The sequence below is a fragment of the Methylopila jiangsuensis genome (genome assembly GCF_027922305.1).
GTDB lineage: Bacteria > Pseudomonadota > Alphaproteobacteria > Rhizobiales > Methylopilaceae > Methylopila > Methylopila jiangsuensis.
Genome location: NZ_BSFK01000005.1, coordinates 891,173 through 909,143 on the forward strand (window position 1 = coordinate 891,173; position 17,971 = coordinate 909,143).

Consider the following 17,971-nt stretch of genomic DNA (forward strand, 5'->3'; position numbering starts at 1 on the left):
TCAGGCCCCGTAGGTCTTCGCCGGATCGAACAACCGCTCGTCCTGCACGAACGCAAGTTTCGCGCCGTCCGCGGGCGCGCCAGTCGGCAGCGCCCGGTAGAAGCAGGATTTGCGGCCGGTGTGGCAGGCCGCCCCGGTCCCCGCCACATGGACGGCGAGCCAGATGGCGTCCTGATCGCAGTCGACCCGGAGCTCCGCCACGCTCATCTCGTGGCCGGAGGTCTCGCCCTTGCGCCACAGCGCCTTGCGCGAGCGTGACCAGAAATGCGCCACCCCAGTCTCGATCGTGGCCGTCAGCGCGTCGGCGTTCATATAGGCGAACATCAGCACGCCGCCGGCTTGCGCGTCGGTGACGATGGCGGCGATCAGGCCGTGCTCGTCGAACTTCGGCGCGAAAGCCACGCCCTCCTCGATCTCCGCATGGGAGCCGCGGGCGGAAAACGGCGACGGCGCTGCGGACATGGCGGCGGACCTCCGTGCGACAGACAAACGGCGCGCTGGGCGGCGCGCCGTTCCGAAACAGAAAGAAGCAGCGAAACGATCAAAACCTGTCTCGCGCCTGACCCCCTCGTCATGCCCGAGCCTGTCTCGGGCATCCACCACTGGGACGCTTGGGCTTTCGTGTCCCAGTCGTGGATACCCGGCTTCGCCGGGCGTGACGCGAGCTTGAATCAGACGTTCGGCGACATCCCGAACCGGATCAGCGCGGCGAGGCGACGCCGCCGCGCGCCAGCGTGATGAAGCGCACCTGCTCGGCCGGATCGTCCCGGAACACGCCGGTGAACTGGGTGGTTACGGTGGAGACGCCCTGCTTGTGGATGCCGCGCATGGACATGCACATGTGCTCGCCCTCGATCATCACCGCGACGCCGCGCGGCTTCAGATTGTCGTCGATGGCCTCGACGATCTGGGCGGTCAGCGCCTCCTGCGTCTGCAGGCGCTTGGCGAACACGTCGAGCACGCGGGCGATCTTGGACAGGCCCACAACGCCGTTCGACGGGTAGTAGGCCACATGGGCCTTGCCGTAGAACGGCACCATGTGGTGCTCGCAATGGGAGAAATACGGGATGTCGCGAAGCACGACCATGTCGTCGTAGCCCTGCACATCCTCGAACACCCGCTCCAGCGCCTCGGAGGCGCTCATGCCGTAGCCGGCGAACAGCTCCTCATAGGCCTTTACGACCCGTTTCGGCGTGTCCAGCAGCCCTTCGCGGGTGGGATCGTCGCCGGCCCAGGCGATCAGCGTGCGCACGGCGGCCTCGGCCTCCTCGCGCGACGGCTTGCGCTGCGGCGCCGGCTGGGGCTTCGGAGCGGGGATCGGAACGCGGGCAAACGGGTGCTGAACGACAGCGTCCATGAGCTTCCTCTCGGCGGGGCTTCACGCCCCCCAACACTTGCGCGGCCTGTGTCGAGCCCCGCCCGGACGCCGTCTCGCGACGGGCCATTGGCGACGGCTGCGGCCGCAAACTATATAGTTCCTGAAACCGTCGGAACAATCGAGCCTTCGAACGCAGGCCCTTAGCACGAAAAAAGCAGCCATGCTCGACGATATCTACAACCGTCGCATTCTCGAACTGGCGGCCGACATCCCCCGGCTCGGCCGGCTCGCGGCGCCGGACGCCACCGCCACCGCCCATTCCAAACTGTGCGGCTCCACCGTGACCATCGACCTCGCCTATGACGGCGAGAAGGTCACGGACTTCGCCCACGAGGTCCGCGCCTGCGCGCTGGGTCAGGCCTCGTCCTCCGTCATGGCGCGGCATGTGGTGGGCCGCACCGCCGGGGAACTGAGGCAGGTGCGCGAGACGATGCGCCGCATGCTGAAGGAGAACGGCCCGGCGCCGGACGGCGAGTGGGACGACCTGAAGGTGCTGGAGCCGGTGCGCGACTACAAGGCCCGCCACGCCTCCACCCTGCTCACCTTCGACGCGGTGGTGGACGCCCTCGACCAGATCGAGAAGCAGCGCGCGGCGTGACCCTGCCCCTCTCTCCCCGCGCGCCTGTCGCCTCCGCGCTCAGGCTGCCGATCCTGGCCTATCGCTACTCGCTGTCGCTGCTGATCGGCCGCCACTGCCGCTATATGCCGAGCTGCTCCGAATACGCCGACGAGGCCATCGCCCGGCACGGGGCCTGGGCCGGCGGCTGGATGGCGGCGGGGCGCGTCTGCCGCTGCCACCCGTGGGGCGGCGACGGTTTCGACCCCGTGCTGGATTCGTTGCCTTCCGGCGCGTCGTGGTCTAGGCCGTGGCGCTACGCGCGGCGGTCGGCCTTCGGCTGCGCGCCCACCACCGGACAAGCGGCGCGCGAGCGCCCTTAAGCCTTTGATCCTGAACGCTTACCTGCACTCGTAGGCAGCGACTGAGCGGAGCCTCCCATGCCCATCGTCACCTTCCCCGACGGCGCCCAGAAATCCTATGACGCCGGCGTGACCGGCGCCGACATCGCCGGCCAGATCTCCAAATCGCTGCTGAAGCGCACCGTCGCCATGGCGCTCGACGGCGTGGTGGTCGATCTCGCCGACCCGATCGAGCGCGACGTCCGCATCGAATTCCTCGACCGCAACGATCCCCGTTCGCTCGAACTCATCCGCCACGACTGCGCCCATGTGCTCGCCGAAGCGGTGCAGACGCTGTGGCCGGAGACGCAGGTCACCATCGGCCCGGTGATCGAGAACGGCTTCTATTACGACTTCGCCCGCGCGGAGCCCTTCTCCACCGACGATCTTTCCGCCATCGAGGCCGAGATGCGCAGGATCATCGCGCGCGACCGGCCGTTCACGAAGGAGGTCTGGAGCCGCGATCAGGCCAAGGACTTCTTCGCCGCCAGGGGCGAAAACTTCAAGGTGGAGCTGGTGGACGCCATTCCGGCCGACCAGTCCATCAAGATGTACGCCCAGGGCGAGTGGATGGACCTCTGCCGCGGGCCGCACATGACCTCCACCGGCAAGGTGGGCGACGCCTTCAAGCTGATGAAGGTGGCCGGCGCCTACTGGCGCGGCGACTCGAACAACCCCATGCTCCAGCGCATCTACGGCACGGCGTTCCCGGACAGGGCCGGGCTCGACGGCTATCTCCACATGCTGGAGGAGGCCGAAAAGCGCGACCATCGCCGGCTCGGTCGGGAGATGGACCTGTTCCACTTCCAGGAGGAAGGCCCCGGCGCGGTGTTCTGGCACCCGAAGGGCTGGACCCTGTTCCAGACGCTGATCAGCTACTCGCGCCGCCAGACCGCCGGCTCCGGCTTCGTCGAGGTGAACACGCCCCAGATCCTCGACCATTCGCTGTGGCAGACCTCCGGCCATTGGGACTGGTATCGCGAGAACATGTTCGTCACCGAGACGGAAGACGAGCGCGTGTTCGCCATCAAGCCCATGAACTGTCCGGGCCATGTGCAGATCTTCAAGCACGGCCTGCGCAGCTACCGCGAGCTGCCGATCCGCATGGGCGAGTTCGGCATCGTGCATCGCTACGAGCCGTCCGGCGCGCTGCACGGCATGATGCGGGTGCGCGCCTTCACCCAGGACGACGCGCACATCTTCTGCACCGACGAGCAGTTCATGGCCGAGACGCTGGCCCTGAACGAGCTGATCCTCGGCATGTACGCCGATTTCGGCTTCGACCAGATCGTGCTGAAGCTCTCCACCCGGCCCGAGAAGCGCGTCGGCTCGGACGCGCTGTGGGACCGGGCCGAGCAGGTGATGACCGACGCGCTGAGCGAAATCTCGGCGCGTTACGGAAACCGCGTCACCACCGCGATCAACCCCGGCGAAGGCGCGTTCTACGGGCCGAAGTTCGAATACGTGCTGCGCGACGCCATCGGCCGCGACTGGCAGTGCGGCACCATCCAGGTGGACTTCAACCTGCCGGAGCGGTTCGGCGCGTTCTACATCGGCGCCGACGGCGAGAAACATGCCCCGGTGATGATCCACCGCGCCATCTTCGGCTCGCTGGAGCGCTTCACCGGCATCCTGATCGAGCATTTCGCCGGCCATTTCCCGCTCTGGCTCGCGCCGGTGCAGGCGGTGGTGACCACCATCACCTCCGAGGCCGACGCCTACGCCGCGGAAGTGGCGGCGGAGCTGCGCAAGGCGGGCCTCAGGGTCGATCTCGACATCCGGAACGAGAAGATCAACTACAAGGTGCGCGAGCATTCGCTCGCCAAGACGCCGGTTCTGGTGGTGGTGGGCAAGAAGGAGGCGGAGACCCGCGCGGTCTCCATCCGTCGCCTCGGCTCGCAGCACCAGACGCCCATGTCGCTCGACGCCGCCCTCGCCACGCTGGTGGACGAGGCGACGCCGCCGGACCTGAAGCGGGCGGCTTCGGCCTCAGCGCCCGCGATCGGCCGCCTGCCGGACACGGCCGAGGCCGCGCTCGACCTCTGACGCGACAGGAAAGCCGGTCCGCGCCTTCGGGCGCGGACCGGCGGAACCTTCACCCGCGCCGGGTCACCTGGTTGCCGGCGCCGCCGGAGGACACGGCCGGGGCCGGCGCGCCCTTAGCCGCGGCCCAGCTCACCGCGTTGTTCACGCCGTTCACCGTGAGACGGGAGGCGCTCGCGACGGTGAGCGTCACCTTGTGCTCGACGCCGGCGATCACCGCCTCCGCCGCGCCGTTCCTCGCGCGCAGGGTCGCCTCCACCGTCTGCTGATCGACGCTGACCGCGAGTTTCTCCACCTCGCCGCCCTTGGCGGAGTTCTCCGAGCCGGAGACCTCCAGCGAGCCTGCGGTCTCGAACGTCACCTTGTGCTTCGAGCCGTGAACCACGATCGAACGGCACGGGCCCGTGATCCGGACCTCGTTCTCCGCGCCATAGACGCCCACCTCGTCGCCTTCGGCGCAGACCAGGTCGCGGCTGATGCCGACGCCCTCGATCTTCAACTCCTCGGCCGACGCGAACCCGATCGGCCCCGCCGCCAGAAGGCCGGCGGCCAGAACCATGCGTTTCAAACCGGACATGCTGCTCCTGCGTCGTCGCGCGGAGGCGGCCGCCGGAGCGCCGCTCGCCTCCACGTCGCCATGGGTCGCCGCGTCGGGCGAGGCGGCGACGCCACTTCGTCGGGCCGTGGCCTCTCTCGCGTCAGGCCGTGGCGATGTAGTCGCGCATGGCGGAGGCCTCGGCCTCCACGACGGCGATGCGGTGCTTCACCACGTCGCCGATCGACACGATGCCCACGATGCGGCGGCCTTCGAGCACCGGCACGTGGCGGAACTTGCCCTCGGTCATGCGGTCCATCACCTCCTCGATCGTCTCCTCGGCGCCCACCGTCACGACCTTGCGGGTCATATAGGCGGACACGGGCTCCTCCAGCGCCGCGGCGCCGTGGGTGCTCAGCGCGCGCACCACGTCCCGCTCCGAGATGATGCCGGAGATGGCGCCGTCCGCGCCGGCGATGACCACGGTGCCGATGCGTCGCTCCGCCAGCAGCCGGACGATGTCCGCCACCCGGCGATGGGGCGCCGCGGTGACGACGTCGGCGCCCTTGAGGGCGAGAATGCGTGCGACGGTCATGAATGCCTCCCTTGGCGTTTTTGCGGACCGGACGCGGCGGACCGGCCTCGTTCGCGAGGGGCCGGCGGGAGGCGTCGGTCCGAAACGCTCAGATGAAGGCCGTCCCGCGGCCCTTGCCCTGCATCATGAAGGGCGCGGCGTGGAGAAGACAATGCGCCGTCCGTCGCATCACCTTCCGGCGAAGCCAACACCTCTGACGGGCGGCAAGACAAAATGAAGCCCCGCCAAGACCTTCCTTGAACAGCGGCGCCCGTAAGGCCAGGGCGACTTCGCCGGACCGACGAAGTCTTGAGGCGGCCTCAGCCCCTGCGCCGTCCCCGCCGCGCTGGCACGCGCCCTGCTCAGGAGAAGGTTAACGACGGTTTGACGCCGCCGTTCGTGCCGCTCTGGCACGGATCGGCGCCAGAACAGGACGGAGGAACCATGAAGGCGGTCGCGACGCGGGAGCTGTTCGCCTACTGGAACGACGTGCGTGGGGCCCGCGCGGCGCCCGAACGGTCGGACATCGATCCGGGCGGCATCCGCTCCATTCTCAGCGACACCTTCATCCTCGAAATGGACCCGCGCCGCGGCTTCCCGTTCCGCCTCGCCGGCTCGCGCGTCTGCGATCTCGTGGGCCATGAGCTGAAGGACGAAGCCTTCGCCGACCTCTGGACCGATCCCGACCGGCGCACCATCGTCGACACCGCGCAGAACGTCGCCGACGACGCCGCGGCGGCGGTGATCGGCGCCGTTGGCTGGACCGACCTCGCCCGGCGCGTGGATCTGGAGCTCTGCATTTTGCCGCTGCGCCATCGCGGGCGCACCCACGCCCGCCTGCTCGGCGCGCTCGCTCCGGTGGAGACCCCCCACTGGCTCGGGGCCTGCCCCGTCACCCGGTTCGAGATGACGTCGCTGCGGATGATCTGGCCGACGGGACGCCGCCGCGCCTTCGCGCCGACGCCGGACCGGGCGCCGCCGATGACCCCGCCGCTCCACACGCTCGGCGGCGGCGCCTTGAGCGCGGCGCGACGCATCGGCCGATTTCTCGTGCTGGACGGCGGCCGCTGAGGCCGCCAAGCTGACGGGGGAGTTACGGCGCGTTAACCGCGACTGTTTAGATTTCGCGATGGATGCGGTGGGCGGCTCGCCCTCCGCTTGGGGCGTAGGCGGGGTGCCTTCCGAATGTTCGCTGTGAAGACGCAGCTCGCCGACGAGCGACGGCGGCACCAACGCGTGAAAGTGGCCCTGCTCGGCCGCTACATGCTGTCGACGCGCCGCGAATATCCGTGCCAGTCGGTGGACATGTCGCCCGGCGGCCTCTCGCTCATCGCCCCCGTAGCGGCACAGCCCGGCGAACGGGTCATCGTCTATCTGGACCACATCGGCCGCGTCGAAGGCTCCATGGTCCGGCTTATTCCCAACGGCTTCGCCATGACGGTGCGCGCGACGCCGCGCAAGCGCGAGAAGCTCGCCGCCCAGCTCACCTGGCTCGCCAACCGCCACCTGCTCGGCCTGCCGGAGGACCGGCGCCACGAACGCCTCATCCCGCGCAATCCGCGCTCCACGCTGACCACCGAGGACGGCGTCGTGCATGAATGCCGCCTGATCGACGTGTCGCTGTCGGGCGCTGCGATCATGATCGGGCTGCAGCCGCCGATCGGATCGCCGGTCATGGTGGGCCGCACCGCCGGCCGGATCGTGCGCCATCTGGAAAACGGCGTCGCGGTCGAGTTCGCCCGCACACAGAGCCTCGAAGCTCTGACCGAACAGTTCGGCTGAACGCAGCCACCCGTCTCGCGTCACATGAAAACGGCCCCGAACGGGGCCGTTTTCATTCAGGCGTCCGCCGCCGCTCAGTCGCGGGCGACGAGCCAGCGGGCGGCGCGGTCCAGCAGGGCGTCGCGCAGGGGTTCGTCCTCGACGCCCTCGAGCACCTCGCCCACGAAGGCGCGCACCAGAAGCGCCTCGGCCTCGCCCTGCGGGATGCCGCGCGCCTTGAGGTAGAACAGCAGCTCGTCGTCCAGCGCGCCGACCGTCGCGCCGTGGCCGCAGACCACGTCGTCGGCGAAGATTTCCAGCTCGGGCTTTGCGTCCGCCTCGGCGTCCTCGGACAGCAGCAGCGCCTGCGCCATCATCTTGCCGTCGGTCTTCTGGGCGCCGGGCTTGACCACGATCTTGCCCTGGAACACCGAGCGGGCCTGCCCGTCGAGCGCGGTCTTGAAGTGCTCGCGGCTGGCGCAGTGAAGCGCGTCGTGGGTGACGACCAGCGTGGTGTCCAGATGCCGCTTGGCGCCGGCGAACCCCGCCCCGGTCAGCTCCGCGGAGGCGTGATCGCCCTCGAAGCTCACGAAAAGCTGCTGGCGGGCGGCCGCCGAGCCGGCGGACAGCGCCAGCGAGGACAGCTTCGTCCGGGCGCCGAGACGGGCGGTCAGCGTCGCCAGATGCAGCGTGGCGAGGCCCTCGTCCTGCAGCTTCACTAGCGTCAGCTCGGCGGCGTCCGCCAGATCAAGCGACACGAGGCCGTTGGTCTGGTGCGCGCCCGCGTCGCCCACATGGCTCTCGATCAGGGTGAACGCGGCGCCGGCGCCGAGCGTGGCCGCCACCCGGCCATAGGCGGCGTGGCCCACGCCCACCTGGACGTTCGCCACATGCAGCGCCTTGTCCGGCCGGGCTCCGGCCGCGACCTCGATCACCAGACCGTCGCCCACGAAGGCGGCGTTGAGGCCCGCCGCCGGCTCGCCCTCGGGCAGGCCGAAGGGCGCGAGCACCGCGCCGCCGCCGGCCTCCAGCGCGTCCGGCAGGCGGCGGACGCTGACGCCCTCCAGCCCGTCCAGCGGATCGGACAGTTCGGCCACGTAAGCCCCGTTCACGAACACCGCCCGCGCCGCCTCGACCTCGGCGAACGGCAGCAGCGCGCGGGCGGCCGCGATGTCGGCGGCCGAAGGCGGGCCGGACAGCGGCTGCGCCACGCGCATCAGCGCGCGGAGATCGGTGTACTTCCACTCCTCGACCCGGCGGCTGGGGAGCCCGCGCGCGGCGATCGGGGCGAAGCCCTGCTCGCGCGCCGCCGAAACGGCGCGGCCGCCGGGCAGCGCGTCGCGCACGCTGGCGAACAGGTCGCCGAGCGCGGTCTCCGCCGCGGTGCGGATGGGACGGATGTCAGCGTTCATCGCGCCTGTCGCCCCGCTCACGCCGCCGCCTGGTCGAGATAGTCCGCATAGCCGCGGGCCTCGAGCTCATGCGCCAGCTCCGGACCGCCGGTGCGCACGATGCGGCCCTTGGCCATCACATGCACCACGTCCGGCGTGATGTGGTCGAGCAGGCGCTGGTAATGGGTGATGACCACGAAGCCGCGATCCTGAGCGCGGAGCGCGTTGACGCCCTCGGACACCACCTTCAGCGCGTCGATGTCGAGGCCGGAATCGGTCTCGTCCAGCACGCAGAGCTTGGGCTCCAGCAGCGCCATCTGCAGGATCTCGTTGCGCTTCTTCTCGCCGCCGGAGAAGCCGACGTTGAGGCCGCGCTTCAGCATCTCGGGCGAAATGCCGAGCCGATCGGCCTTTTCCTTCACCAGCTTCATGAACTGCGGGGTCGGCAGCTCGTCCTGGCCGCGGGCGCGGCGCTGGGCGTTCAGCGCGGCCTTGAGGAAGGTCATGGTGGCGACGCCCGGAATCTCCAGCGGGTACTGGAAGGCCAGGAACAGGCCCTTGGCGGCGCGCTCGTCGGCCTCCATCTCCAGCAGGTCCTCGCCGTCGAGCAGCGCCTCGCCGTCGGTGACCTCGTAGTCGTCCTTGCCCGCGAGCACGTAGGACAGGGTCGACTTGCCCGAGCCGTTCGGCCCCATGATGGCGTGGACCTCGCCGGCTTTGACCTCGAGGTCGAGCCCGCGAAGGATCGGCTTGTCCTCGATGGAGGCGTGGAGGTTCTTGATCGAGAGCATTGTCTGTCTGTGTCCAGTCCGGCGTTAGCTTTTCAAGCCCCGCGCTGAGGCGTCATCGGGTCTCGAGTCGATGAAAGGCGCAGCTGTGAACCCAGAATTGATTGGGCGCCTTGCGGATGCGCGCCAGCTCCAGAGTCACAGGCAGATCGTTGGCGACAGCGTTCATCAGAAGTTCAGCCAGACCGCAATCCTCGCCATTGAATCCGGTCTGCAGTTTTATGGCCCCTTTCACGGAGCCCTTTACGGTCTTGTCGACCCGCAAGGTCGCCGCGACGGCCGGCAATCCATGCGCCCCGCGATAGCCCTCCGCCGCCGTAACCGTGACGACCTTGCCCGTCACGATGTCCTTGGCCTGATCAAGACGCCATGTCTGCCGCGCCTCGACCGTCTCCGCCTCGGGCGGCCAACTGCAGGAACAGGCGTGCGCCTCGTGCGTTCCCGCCACCGCTGTGGCGATTAGGACTCCCGCTAGAAGAACCCGGCGAAACGTCACCCCACACTACCTTCGAGTGAGATGGAGATCAGCTTCTGCGCCTCGACGGCGAACTCCATCGGCAGCTGCTGCAGCACGTCCTTGACGAAGCCGTTGACGATGAGCGCCACCGCCTCTTCCTCCGACAGCCCGCGCTGCTGGCAGTAGAACTTCTGGTCGTCCGAAATCTTCGAGGTGGTGGCCTCGTGCTCGAACACCGCGGTGGAGGTCTTGGCCTCCAGATAGGGCACGGTGTGCGCGCCGCAGTTCTCGCCGATCAGCAGGCTGTCGCAGTTGGTGAAGTTGCGGGCGTTGGACGCCTTGCGGTGGGCGGAGACCAGCCCGCGATAGGTGTTCTGCGAGTGGCCGGCCGAGATGCCCTTGGAGATGATCTTGGACGTGGTGTTCTTGCCCAGATGGATCATCTTGGTGCCGGAATCCACCTGCTGGCGGCCGTTGGAGATCGCGATCGAGTAGAACTCGCCGCGGGAGCCTTCGCCGCGCAGGATACAGCTCGGATATTTCCAGGTGATGGCCGAGCCGGTCTCCACCTGGGTCCAGGAGATCTTGGAGTTTTTGCCCCGGCAGTCGCCGCGCTTTGTGACGAAGTTGTAGATGCCGCCCTTGCCCTCGGCGTCGCCGGGATACCAGTTCTGGACGGTGGAGTACTTGATCTCCGCGTCGTCGAGCGCCACCAGCTCCACCACCGCGGCGTGCAGCTGGTTCTCGTCGCGCATGGGCGCGGTGCAGCCTTCGAGGTAGCTGACGTAAGCGCCTTCGTCGGCGATGATCAGCGTGCGCTCGAACTGGCCGGTGTTGCGCTCGTTGATGCGGAAATAGGTGGAGAGCTCCATCGGGCAGCGCACGCCCTTGGGCACGTAGACGAAGGAGCCGTCCGAGAACACGGCCGAGTTCAGCGTGGCGAAGAAGTTGTCGGTGGTGGGCACCACCGAGCCGAGATACTTCTTCACCAGCTCCGGGTGCTCCCGGATGGCCTCGGAGATCGGGCAGAAGATCACGCCCGCCTTAGCCAGCTCCGCCTTGAAAGTGGTGGCCACCGACACGCTGTCGAACACCGCGTCCACCGCCACGCGGCGCTGCTCGACGCCGGCCAGAATCTCCTGCTCCCGCAGCGGGATGCCGAGCTTCTCGTAGGTGCGCAGCAGCTCCGGGTCCACGTCGTCCAGCGTCTTGGGCGCGACGAAGGCCTTGGGGGCGGAATAATAATACAGGTCGTCATAGGGGATCGGCGGATAGTCCACCCGCGCCCAGTTGGGCTCGGTCATGGTCCGCCAGCGCCGATAGGCGTCGAGCCGCCATTCCAGCATCCACTCCGGCTCGTCCTTCTTGGCCGAGATGAAGCGGACGATGTCCTCGTTAAGGCCCTGTTCAGCGCGCTCGGATTCGATGTCGGTGACGAAGCCGTATTTGTACTGGTCGACATCGATCTCCCGGACGCGGGCGACGGTCTCCTGAACTGCCGGCATTCTCATCCTCGCTGGTTCGCGGCCTGGCCATAGGGGCCGGCGCGGCGCTTGAACGCATCTAAATAGCAGACGAAAGCCGTAAGCTGAACGCTTGTTCGCGTTAAAGTTCCGTCATGCCGCTCCACGGGCGGCGGCGCGGCGCGCGATCTCGCCGAACGCTGCGATGAAGCGCTCCGCCTCCGCCGCGGTCGAGGTCCAGCCGAGGCTGACCCGCACCATCCCTTGCGCTAGATCGGGGCTGATCCCCATGGCGTCAAGCACGGGCGAGGCCTTTGTGGCCCCGGACGAGCAGGCGGAGCCGGCCGAAACCGCGATTCCGGCCAGATCGAGCGCCATCAGCGCGTGCTGGGAGGTCACGCCCTGAAGCGCGAAGCACGAGGTGTTGGGCAGGCGCGGGGCGCCGGCCCCGAACACCGTCAGCGGCCCGAACTCGGCCAGCGCCCGCTCGATCCGGTCGCGCAGAGGCCCGAGGTCCGCGAAGGCGCCAAGCCCGGCCGCCGCCTCCCGCGCCGCGACCGCGAAGCCGGCGATGGCGGCGACGCTCTCGGTGCCGCCGCGCCAGCCCTTCTCCTGCCCGCCGCCGCGGACGATCGGGCTTTCCACGAACAGGCCCTCCTCGGCCCGAACAAGGGCGCCGACGCCGGCCGGCCCGCCGAACTTGTGGGCGGCGATCGCCAGGAAGTCGCAGCCGAGAGCCCCGATGTCGACCGGGATCTTGCCCGCCGCCTGCACCGCGTCCGCATGGATGAGCCCGCCATGGCGCTTCACGATCGCCGCCGCGGCGGCGACAGGCTGGATCACGCCGGTCTCGTTGTTGGCCACCATCAGCGCCAGCATCATGCGCTCGCGGGGCCTCGCCGCCGCGTGGCGGGCGAAGGCCGCCTCCAGCGCGTCGAGGTCGATCACCCCGCGGCGGTCCACGGGGATCGTCTCCACCGCGTCGGGGGAAAAGCGGGCGCCGGCGCGCACCGCCGGATGCTCCACCGCCGACGCCGCGAGCCGCGTCACCGGCCGGGGGTCGCGCGGATCGCGGATCGCGGGGGTGAGCGCCAGATTCGACGCCTCCGTGCCGCCGCTGGTGAACACCACGCCGTCCGCCCGCGCGCCCACCAGCGCCGCCACCTCGGCGCGCGCCCGCTCCACCAGCGCGCGCTTGGCGCGGCCTTCGGCGTGGACGGAAGAGGGATTCCCGACCTCGGCGAGCGCCTCCGCCATGGCGGCGATCACGGCCGGCCGGACGGCGGTGGTGGCGTTGTGGTCGAGGTAGACGCGGCGCGGGCTCATGGGGGCCACTCCCGTTCCTGGCGGCGCGGGCGGCGGCGGCGCACGCCGTTCTTGCATTTCGGCAGGTCCTTCGTGCTAGAGACTGCCGTTCGACTTCGCAAGCGGACGATCACGGCCCGATTTCGGCCCGCCCGTCCCCCCGCCCGCGCCGCGTTCATCGCGCGGGCCACACCATGAGGACTGCGCCGACCATGCCCGAGGTCATCTTCAACGGCCCCGCCGGCCGGATCGAAGGCCGTTATCACCCGGCCAAGAAGCGCCGCGCCCCGATCGCCCTCATCCTGCACCCGCACCCGCAGTTCGGGGGCACGATGAACAACCAGATCGTGTACAATCTGTACTACACGTTCCTGAACCGCGGCTTCTCGGTGCTGCGCTTCAACTTCCGCGGCGTGGGCCGCAGCCAGGGCAATTTCGACCACGGCTCGGGCGAGCTGTCGGACGCCGCCTCCGCGCTCGACTGGGCGCAGGCGCTGAACCCGGACGCCCGCGCCTGCTGGATCGCCGGCGTGTCCTTCGGCGCCTGGATCGGCATGCAGCTCCTGATGCGCCGGCCGGAGGTGGAGGGCTTCATCTCGGTCGCCCCGCCCGCGAACCGCTTCGACTTCTCGTTCCTGGCGCCCTGCCCGTCGTCCGGCCTGTTCGTCCACGGCGACCAGGACCGCGTCGCGCCCATGAAGGACGTGCAGACCCTGATCGAGAAGCTGAAGACCCAGAAGGGCATCGTCATCGACCAGGCGGTGGTGCCGGGCGCGAACCACTTCTTCGAGAACCGCACCGAAGAGCTGATGGTCGAGGTCAACGCCTATCTGGACAAGCGCCTCGGCGCCGTGGAGCCGGAAGAGACCCCCGCCGCCCTGCCCGCCCCGGACGACCAGTCCGGCGAGGACGACGCGGCGTAACGGCCGCCGGGCAGGCGGCGCGAACGCTCACGCCGTCATGCCCGAGTTCATCTCGGGCATCCACGACTTGGGCGCACAAGCCCTCGCCGATGGGAAGTCGTGGATACCCGCGCGAAGGCGCAGGCATGACGTGGGGGAGGCGAAACGCTTCAGCTGTTCCCGCGCAGGTTTAAGGCGTCAGCATGAAAACCCGCTCAACCGTCATGCCCGAGCTTGTCTCGGGCATCCACGACTTGGGCGCGCAAGTCCTCACCGGAGGCAAGTCGTAGATACCCGCGCAAAGGCGCGGGCATGACGACGCGCGCTCTTCTCGCGTCCCTCGCCTGTCGTTCTAAGGCGTCGCCAGCACGCCGCCGGTGAGCGGGCGCGGGGCGCCGGTGGTGCCGGGATAGGTCAGCGGCAGGCCGCGCAGGCTGCGCACGGCGAGCACCGCGAAGGCCTGGGCCTCGATCGCGTCCGCCGAAAGCCCGACCGCGTCCGCGCCTGTCACCTCCGCGCCGAGCCGCTCCTTCAGCATCCGCATCAGCGTGGGGTTTCGCGCTCCGCCGCCGCTCACAAGCCAGAGCGCCGGCCGCGCCGGCAGCAGCGCCGCGGCGCTGACGACCGTCTCCGCGGTGAAGGCGGCGAGCGTCGCCAGCGCGTCGGCGAGGGCGAGCCCCGCGGTGGGCGCGGCGTCGAAGGCGTTGCGGTCGAGCGATTTCGGCGGCGCGAGGTCGAAATAGGGGTCGTCCATCAGCCGCGCCAGCGCCGCCTCGTCCACCGTTCCGCCCGCGGCGATGCGGCCGTCGAGATCGAACGGGGCGCCGATGTCGCTTTCCACCCGGTCGTCCATCAGCGCGTTGGCGGGGCCGGTGTCGAAGGCAACCAGTTCGCCGCCGGCGCCGATGAAGGTGACGTTGCCGACGCCGCCCAGATTGAGCACGCCAAGCGGCCGCGGCAGGTCGAGCCCGGCGACCAGCACCGGGTGGATGGTGGGGGCGAGCGGCGCGCCCTGCCCGCCGGCCGCCACGTCGGCGGCGCGGAAATCATAGACCACGGGAATCTGCAGCCGGCGGGCGAGCCCCGGCCCGTCCCCGATCTGCACCGTCAGCCCGGCGTCGGGCCGGTGCAGCACGGTCTGGCCGTGGAAGCCCACCACGTCGATGTCGTCGGCGGTCAGGCCGTTCCGCGCCAGAAAATCCTCGACCGCCTCCGCATGGGCGCTCGTGACGACGGCCTCGGCCTCCGCGACCGCCCCCGGCCGCTCATGGCGCGCCGTGATCGCGGCCGCGTCCTTCAGGGCCTGGGCGAGCACGGCGCGCTCCCCGGCCGCGTAGGGCCGATAGCCGGTGGGGCCAAAGCCGAAGATGCGCTCGCCGTTGGTCTCCACCAGCGCCACGTCCACCCCGTCGCAGGAGGTGCCGCTCATCAACCCGATCGCGCGCATGCCCAATTCTCCATGTCGCCGGACCGTCGCCCCGAAAAGGATGTGGACGGACGTGATCCTGGGAGCCGCCGATATGCACCGTCTGAGCTTCAGCTTGAAAGCCTTCGCGGCGTCAACCCGATCTCACAGCGGTTTCCGGCGGCGCCCGTCTCCCCGTGCCGCTCGCGCCTGACGTTTCTTCAGGGTTTTCCGCCTCATGGCCGGAATTGGCGCGTTTTGTGGCGACGCCTCGCGCCGCGTGCTGGACAGGCCATTACGTCGCATATATACCTTCGTCTATATCACCTCTACGTGATTGTAATCGTTATAAATTCCAGACTGGCGCCGTCGGTCGGGATTGCGGGTCGGTCTGAGGCGACCCTGTATGGAGCACCTCCGATGACCGAAACTGACAAGAAGCCGCTCGCGATCACGCGTCGTCGCCTGCTGGGGACGGCGCTCGGCGCCGGCGCCGCCTTCGCCGCCTACAAATGGGTGACGGGCGGGCAGTATCGCGCCGAGACGGCCGACCGCAGCGTGGACGTGCTGCTCATCGGCGGCGGCATCATGAGCGCGACGCTCGGCGTCATGCTGTCGGAGCTGGAGCCGGAGTGGCGGATCGAGACCTTCGAGCGGCTGTCCAACGTCGCCGAGGAAAGCTCCAACGGCTGGAACAACGCCGGCACGGGCCATTCGGCGCTGTGCGAGCTGAACTACACGCCGCAGGATGAGCACGGAAACGTCCAGATCTCCCGCGCGATCGCGATCAACGAGCAGTTCCAGATCTCGCGCCAGTTCTGGGCCCATCAGGTCCGCGCCGGCATTCTCGAAAACCCCCGCACCTTCATCAATTCGACCCCGCACATGAGCCTGTGCTGGGGCGCGGACAACGTGACCTACATCACGAAGCGGGTCGAGGCGCTGAAGGCGAGCCCGCTGTTCGCCGGCATGGAGATCACCACCGATCCGGCGAAGATCGCGGAATGGATTCCGCTCGCCATGGCGGGCCGCAAGGACGCCTCCAATCTGGTCGCGACCCGCTCGTCGCTCGGCACGGACGTCAATCTCGGCGAGATCACCCGGCAGTTCTTCGGGCATCTGACCAAAAAGCCGACCTTCACGCTGACCACCGGCGTCGAGGTGCGCTCCATCACCCGCAATCCGGGCGGGAGCTGGCGCGTCTCCGCCTTCGACATGAACGACGACGGCAAGATCCAGACGGTCGACGCCGGGTTCGTGTTCATCGGCGCCGGCGGCGCCGCGCTGCCGCTGCTGCAGCTTTCCGGCATCGAAGAGGGCAAGGCCTATGCGGGCTTCCCCGTGGGCGGCTCGTTCCTCGTGACGGAGAACGAGCAGGTCGCGGCCCAGCATCTCGCCAAGGTCTACGGCAAGGCGGACGTGGGCTCGCCGCCCATGTCCGTGCCGCATCTGGACACCCGCGTGCTCGATGGCAAGCGCGTGCTGCTGTTCGGCCCCTTCGCGACCTGGTCGAGCAAGTTCCTCAAGCACGGCTCCTATTTCGACCTGCCGGATTCGGTGACGCTCAGCAATGTCGCGCCCATGATGCAGGTGGGCTGGAACGAGATGGCGCTGGTGAACTACCTCGCCGGGCAACTGGTGCAGTCCCGGGAGGCCCAGCTCGCCGAACTGCGCCGGTACTACCCCGAGGCCAAGGACGAGGACTGGCGTCTCTGGCAGGCCGGCCAGCGCGTGCAGATCATCTACAACGACCCGAAGAAGGGCGGCGTGCTGAAGCTCGGCACCGAGGTGGTGATGGCCAAGGACCGCTCGATCGCCGCGCTGCTTGGCGCCTCGCCCGGCGGCTCCACGTCGCCTGCGGTCATGCTCGGCCTGCTGGAGAAGGCTTTCCCGGATCAGGTCGGCGGCGCCTGGAAGGACAAGCTCAACACGATCATCCCAAGCTACGGCCGCAAGCTGAACGGAGACACCGCCCTGCTCGCCTCCGTCTGGAAGGAGACGGCCGACGCGCTGCAGCTCGCGCTTCCCTCGCCGGACCTGACCGGCGTCGCCGCCGGCGCCTCGGCCCCGGCGGCCGGCGCGCCGCCCGTGGACCGCGAGATCAAGCTCTGAACGCAAAGCCCGTGCGCGGCGATTAAGTCTCGCGGCGCGCGGGCCGGACGGTCTATGGTCGCGGCCAGCGTTCGGTTGCGTGAAGAAGCGGTGACGAGATGGCGACGGCTGACGGTTCCTCGGGCAAGGCGGGCTTCGAGCTCGACGGCGCGACCTTCGCGGTGGCGGGGCGCACGCTGCTGCAGCCGGTCTCCGCGCGGTTCGAGCCCGGCCGCGTGGTCGGGCTGATCGGCCACAACGGCTCCGGCAAATCCACCCTGCTCAAGCTGCTGGCCCGGCAGGAGACGCCCACCGGCGGCGCGATCCGCCTGGACGGACGCCCGATCGGGGCGTGGTCGGCGCGCGCCTTCGCCCGCGAGGTGGCCTATCTGCCGCAGAACCCGCCTCTCGCCACCGGCCTCAAGGTGAAGGAGCTGGTGGCGCTCGGCCGCTACCCCTGGCACGGCGCGCTCGGCCGCTTCAGCAAGGCGGACGCGGACGCCGTGCGGGAGGCGATGGCGCTGACCGACGTCGAGGCCTTCGCGGAGCGGCTGGCGGACGAGCTCTCGGGCGGCGAGCGCCAGCGCGTCTGGCTCGCCATGCTGGTGGCGCAGCAGGCCCGGTGGCTGCTGCTGGACGAGCCCACCTCCGCGCTCGACATCGCCCACCAGATCGAGGTGCTGGGCCTCGTGGAGACGCTGTCGGAGACGCGCGGCCTCGGCGTGATCGTGGTGCTGCACGACGTCAACATGGCCGCGCGCTTCTGCGACGACCTCGTGGCGCTGCATGGCGGCCGGCTGATCGCCCGCGGCGGCCCGGCGGACGTGATCGCGCCCGACCGGCTTGAAGAGATCTATGGCGTCGCCATGGACGTGATTCCCCATCCGAGCACGAACGCGCTGCTCGCCTTCGCGCGCTGAA

General features: G+C 69.3%; 18 protein-coding genes. 8 read left to right on the forward strand and 10 right to left on the reverse strand.

Annotated features, from left to right (window positions below; genetic code table 11):
• Both hisI and folE read right to left on the reverse strand, forming a co-directional pair.
• Complete coding sequence (gene hisI / locus PKE85_RS05705; protein ID WP_271203810.1) at positions 1-462, reverse strand: phosphoribosyl-AMP cyclohydrolase; 462 nt, start codon at positions 460-462, stop codon at positions 1-3.
• Between the two features lie 238 nt (positions 463-700).
• Positions 701-1,357, reverse strand: coding sequence for a GTP cyclohydrolase I FolE (gene folE, locus PKE85_RS05710; protein ID WP_271203811.1), 657 nt, complete (start codon positions 1,355-1,357; stop codon positions 701-703).
• Between the two features lie 181 nt (positions 1,358-1,538).
• Here folE and PKE85_RS05715 point away from each other — a divergent pair, with 181 nt between their 5' ends.
• The 3 genes from PKE85_RS05715 to thrS are packed head-to-tail and all read left to right on the forward strand — an operon-like array spanning position 1,539 to position 4,381.
• On the forward strand, positions 1,539-1,976 hold the full coding sequence (locus PKE85_RS05715; RefSeq protein WP_271203812.1) for an iron-sulfur cluster assembly scaffold protein: 438 nt from the start codon (positions 1,539-1,541) through the stop codon (positions 1,974-1,976).
• Positions 1,977-1,978: 2 nt separating this feature from the next.
• Entirely contained in the window at positions 1,979-2,317 is a 339-nt protein-coding gene (yidD, locus tag PKE85_RS05720; RefSeq protein ID WP_271204081.1) for a membrane protein insertion efficiency factor YidD, read from the forward strand.
• Positions 2,318-2,374: 57 nt separating this feature from the next.
• Positions 2,375-4,381, forward strand: a complete 2,007-nt coding sequence (gene thrS / locus PKE85_RS05725; protein ID WP_271203813.1) for a threonine--tRNA ligase — start codon at positions 2,375-2,377, stop codon at positions 4,379-4,381.
• A 49-nt stretch (positions 4,382-4,430) separates the two neighbouring features.
• Here the strand turns inward: thrS and PKE85_RS05730 are convergent, their stop codons facing one another.
• The gene (locus PKE85_RS05730; RefSeq protein WP_271203814.1) at positions 4,431-4,955 is read right to left on the reverse strand and encodes a DUF3060 domain-containing protein; all 525 of its coding nucleotides are present in this window, start codon (positions 4,953-4,955) and stop codon (positions 4,431-4,433) included.
• A gap of 121 nt (positions 4,956-5,076) precedes the next feature.
• Complete coding sequence (locus tag PKE85_RS05735; protein ID WP_271203815.1) at positions 5,077-5,508, reverse strand: CBS domain-containing protein; 432 nt, start codon at positions 5,506-5,508, stop codon at positions 5,077-5,079.
• 423 nt (positions 5,509-5,931) lie between these two features.
• On the opposite strand from PKE85_RS05735, the gene PKE85_RS05740 reads away from it, so the two are divergent.
• Positions 5,932-6,558: a PAS domain-containing protein gene (locus tag PKE85_RS05740; RefSeq protein ID WP_271203816.1), complete on the forward strand. Its 627-nt coding sequence runs from the start codon at positions 5,932-5,934 to the stop codon at positions 6,556-6,558.
• 114 nt (positions 6,559-6,672) lie between these two features.
• Positions 6,673-7,269: a PilZ domain-containing protein gene (locus PKE85_RS05745; protein WP_271203817.1), complete on the forward strand. Its 597-nt coding sequence runs from the start codon at positions 6,673-6,675 to the stop codon at positions 7,267-7,269.
• Between the two features lie 74 nt (positions 7,270-7,343).
• Here the strand turns inward: PKE85_RS05745 and sufD are convergent, their stop codons facing one another.
• From sufD to PKE85_RS05770, 5 genes are all read right to left on the reverse strand, one after another.
• Positions 7,344-8,660 carry a Fe-S cluster assembly protein SufD gene (sufD, locus tag PKE85_RS05750; RefSeq protein WP_271203818.1) on the reverse strand — a complete coding sequence of 439 codons (1,317 nt, stop codon included), beginning with the start codon at positions 8,658-8,660 and terminating at the stop codon, positions 7,344-7,346.
• A 17-nt stretch (positions 8,661-8,677) separates the two neighbouring features.
• Entirely contained in the window at positions 8,678-9,430 is a 753-nt protein-coding gene (gene sufC, locus PKE85_RS05755; protein ID WP_271203819.1) for a Fe-S cluster assembly ATPase SufC, read from the reverse strand.
• Positions 9,431-9,482: 52 nt separating this feature from the next.
• Positions 9,483-9,875: a hypothetical protein gene (locus tag PKE85_RS05760; protein ID WP_271203820.1), complete on the reverse strand. Its 393-nt coding sequence runs from the start codon at positions 9,873-9,875 to the stop codon at positions 9,483-9,485.
• Between the two features lie 44 nt (positions 9,876-9,919).
• Positions 9,920-11,389, reverse strand: coding sequence for a Fe-S cluster assembly protein SufB (sufB, locus tag PKE85_RS05765; RefSeq protein WP_271203821.1), 1,470 nt, complete (start codon positions 11,387-11,389; stop codon positions 9,920-9,922).
• Positions 11,390-11,500: 111 nt separating this feature from the next.
• Complete coding sequence (locus PKE85_RS05770; protein WP_271203822.1) at positions 11,501-12,673, reverse strand: cysteine desulfurase family protein; 1,173 nt, start codon at positions 12,671-12,673, stop codon at positions 11,501-11,503.
• Positions 12,674-12,864: 191 nt separating this feature from the next.
• On the opposite strand from PKE85_RS05770, the gene PKE85_RS05775 reads away from it, so the two are divergent.
• On the forward strand, positions 12,865-13,575 hold the full coding sequence (locus PKE85_RS05775) for an alpha/beta hydrolase (protein WP_271203823.1): 711 nt from the start codon (positions 12,865-12,867) through the stop codon (positions 13,573-13,575).
• Between the two features lie 331 nt (positions 13,576-13,906).
• On the opposite strand, the gene PKE85_RS05780 is transcribed toward PKE85_RS05775, so the two are convergent.
• Positions 13,907-15,001: an anhydro-N-acetylmuramic acid kinase gene (locus PKE85_RS05780; RefSeq protein WP_271203824.1), complete on the reverse strand. Its 1,095-nt coding sequence runs from the start codon at positions 14,999-15,001 to the stop codon at positions 13,907-13,909.
• 378 nt (positions 15,002-15,379) lie between these two features.
• On the opposite strand from PKE85_RS05780, the gene mqo reads away from it, so the two are divergent.
• The gene (gene mqo, locus PKE85_RS05785; RefSeq protein ID WP_271203825.1) at positions 15,380-17,071 is read left to right on the forward strand and encodes a malate dehydrogenase (quinone); all 1,692 of its coding nucleotides are present in this window, start codon (positions 15,380-15,382) and stop codon (positions 17,069-17,071) included.
• A gap of 98 nt (positions 17,072-17,169) precedes the next feature.
• Entirely contained in the window at positions 17,170-17,970 is an 801-nt protein-coding gene (locus PKE85_RS05790) for an ATP-binding cassette domain-containing protein (protein WP_271203826.1), read from the forward strand.
• Position 17,971 lies beyond the last annotated feature (1 nt).

What these genes read in the sequence shown, in the direction of transcription:
- hisI (WP_271203810.1), bottom strand. Translation starts at nt 462, where the DNA reads ATGTCCGCAGCGCCGTCGCCGTTTTCCGCCCGCGGCTCCCATGCGGAG.
- folE (WP_271203811.1), bottom strand. Translation starts at nt 1,357, where the DNA reads ATGGACGCTGTCGTTCAGCACCCGTTTGCCCGCGTTCCGATCCCCGCT.
- PKE85_RS05715 (WP_271203812.1), top strand. Translation starts at nt 1,539, where the DNA reads ATGCTCGACGATATCTACAACCGTCGCATTCTCGAACTGGCGGCCGAC.
- thrS (WP_271203813.1), top strand. Translation starts at nt 2,375, where the DNA reads ATGCCCATCGTCACCTTCCCCGACGGCGCCCAGAAATCCTATGACGCC.
- PKE85_RS05730 (WP_271203814.1), bottom strand. Translation starts at nt 4,955, where the DNA reads ATGTCCGGTTTGAAACGCATGGTTCTGGCCGCCGGCCTTCTGGCGGCG.
- PKE85_RS05735 (WP_271203815.1), bottom strand. Translation starts at nt 5,508, where the DNA reads ATGACCGTCGCACGCATTCTCGCCCTCAAGGGCGCCGACGTCGTCACC.
- PKE85_RS05740 (WP_271203816.1), top strand. Translation starts at nt 5,932, where the DNA reads ATGAAGGCGGTCGCGACGCGGGAGCTGTTCGCCTACTGGAACGACGTG.
- PKE85_RS05745 (WP_271203817.1), top strand. Translation starts at nt 6,673, where the DNA reads ATGTTCGCTGTGAAGACGCAGCTCGCCGACGAGCGACGGCGGCACCAA.
- sufD (WP_271203818.1), bottom strand. Translation starts at nt 8,660, where the DNA reads ATGAACGCTGACATCCGTCCCATCCGCACCGCGGCGGAGACCGCGCTC.
- sufC (WP_271203819.1), bottom strand. Translation starts at nt 9,430, where the DNA reads ATGCTCTCGATCAAGAACCTCCACGCCTCCATCGAGGACAAGCCGATC.
- sufB (WP_271203821.1), bottom strand. Translation starts at nt 11,389, where the DNA reads ATGCCGGCAGTTCAGGAGACCGTCGCCCGCGTCCGGGAGATCGATGTC.
- PKE85_RS05770 (WP_271203822.1), bottom strand. Translation starts at nt 12,673, where the DNA reads ATGAGCCCGCGCCGCGTCTACCTCGACCACAACGCCACCACCGCCGTC.
- PKE85_RS05775 (WP_271203823.1), top strand. Translation starts at nt 12,865, where the DNA reads ATGCCCGAGGTCATCTTCAACGGCCCCGCCGGCCGGATCGAAGGCCGT.
- PKE85_RS05780 (WP_271203824.1), bottom strand. Translation starts at nt 15,001, where the DNA reads ATGCGCGCGATCGGGTTGATGAGCGGCACCTCCTGCGACGGGGTGGAC.
- mqo (WP_271203825.1), top strand. Translation starts at nt 15,380, where the DNA reads ATGACCGAAACTGACAAGAAGCCGCTCGCGATCACGCGTCGTCGCCTG.
- PKE85_RS05790 (WP_271203826.1), top strand. Translation starts at nt 17,170, where the DNA reads ATGGCGACGGCTGACGGTTCCTCGGGCAAGGCGGGCTTCGAGCTCGAC.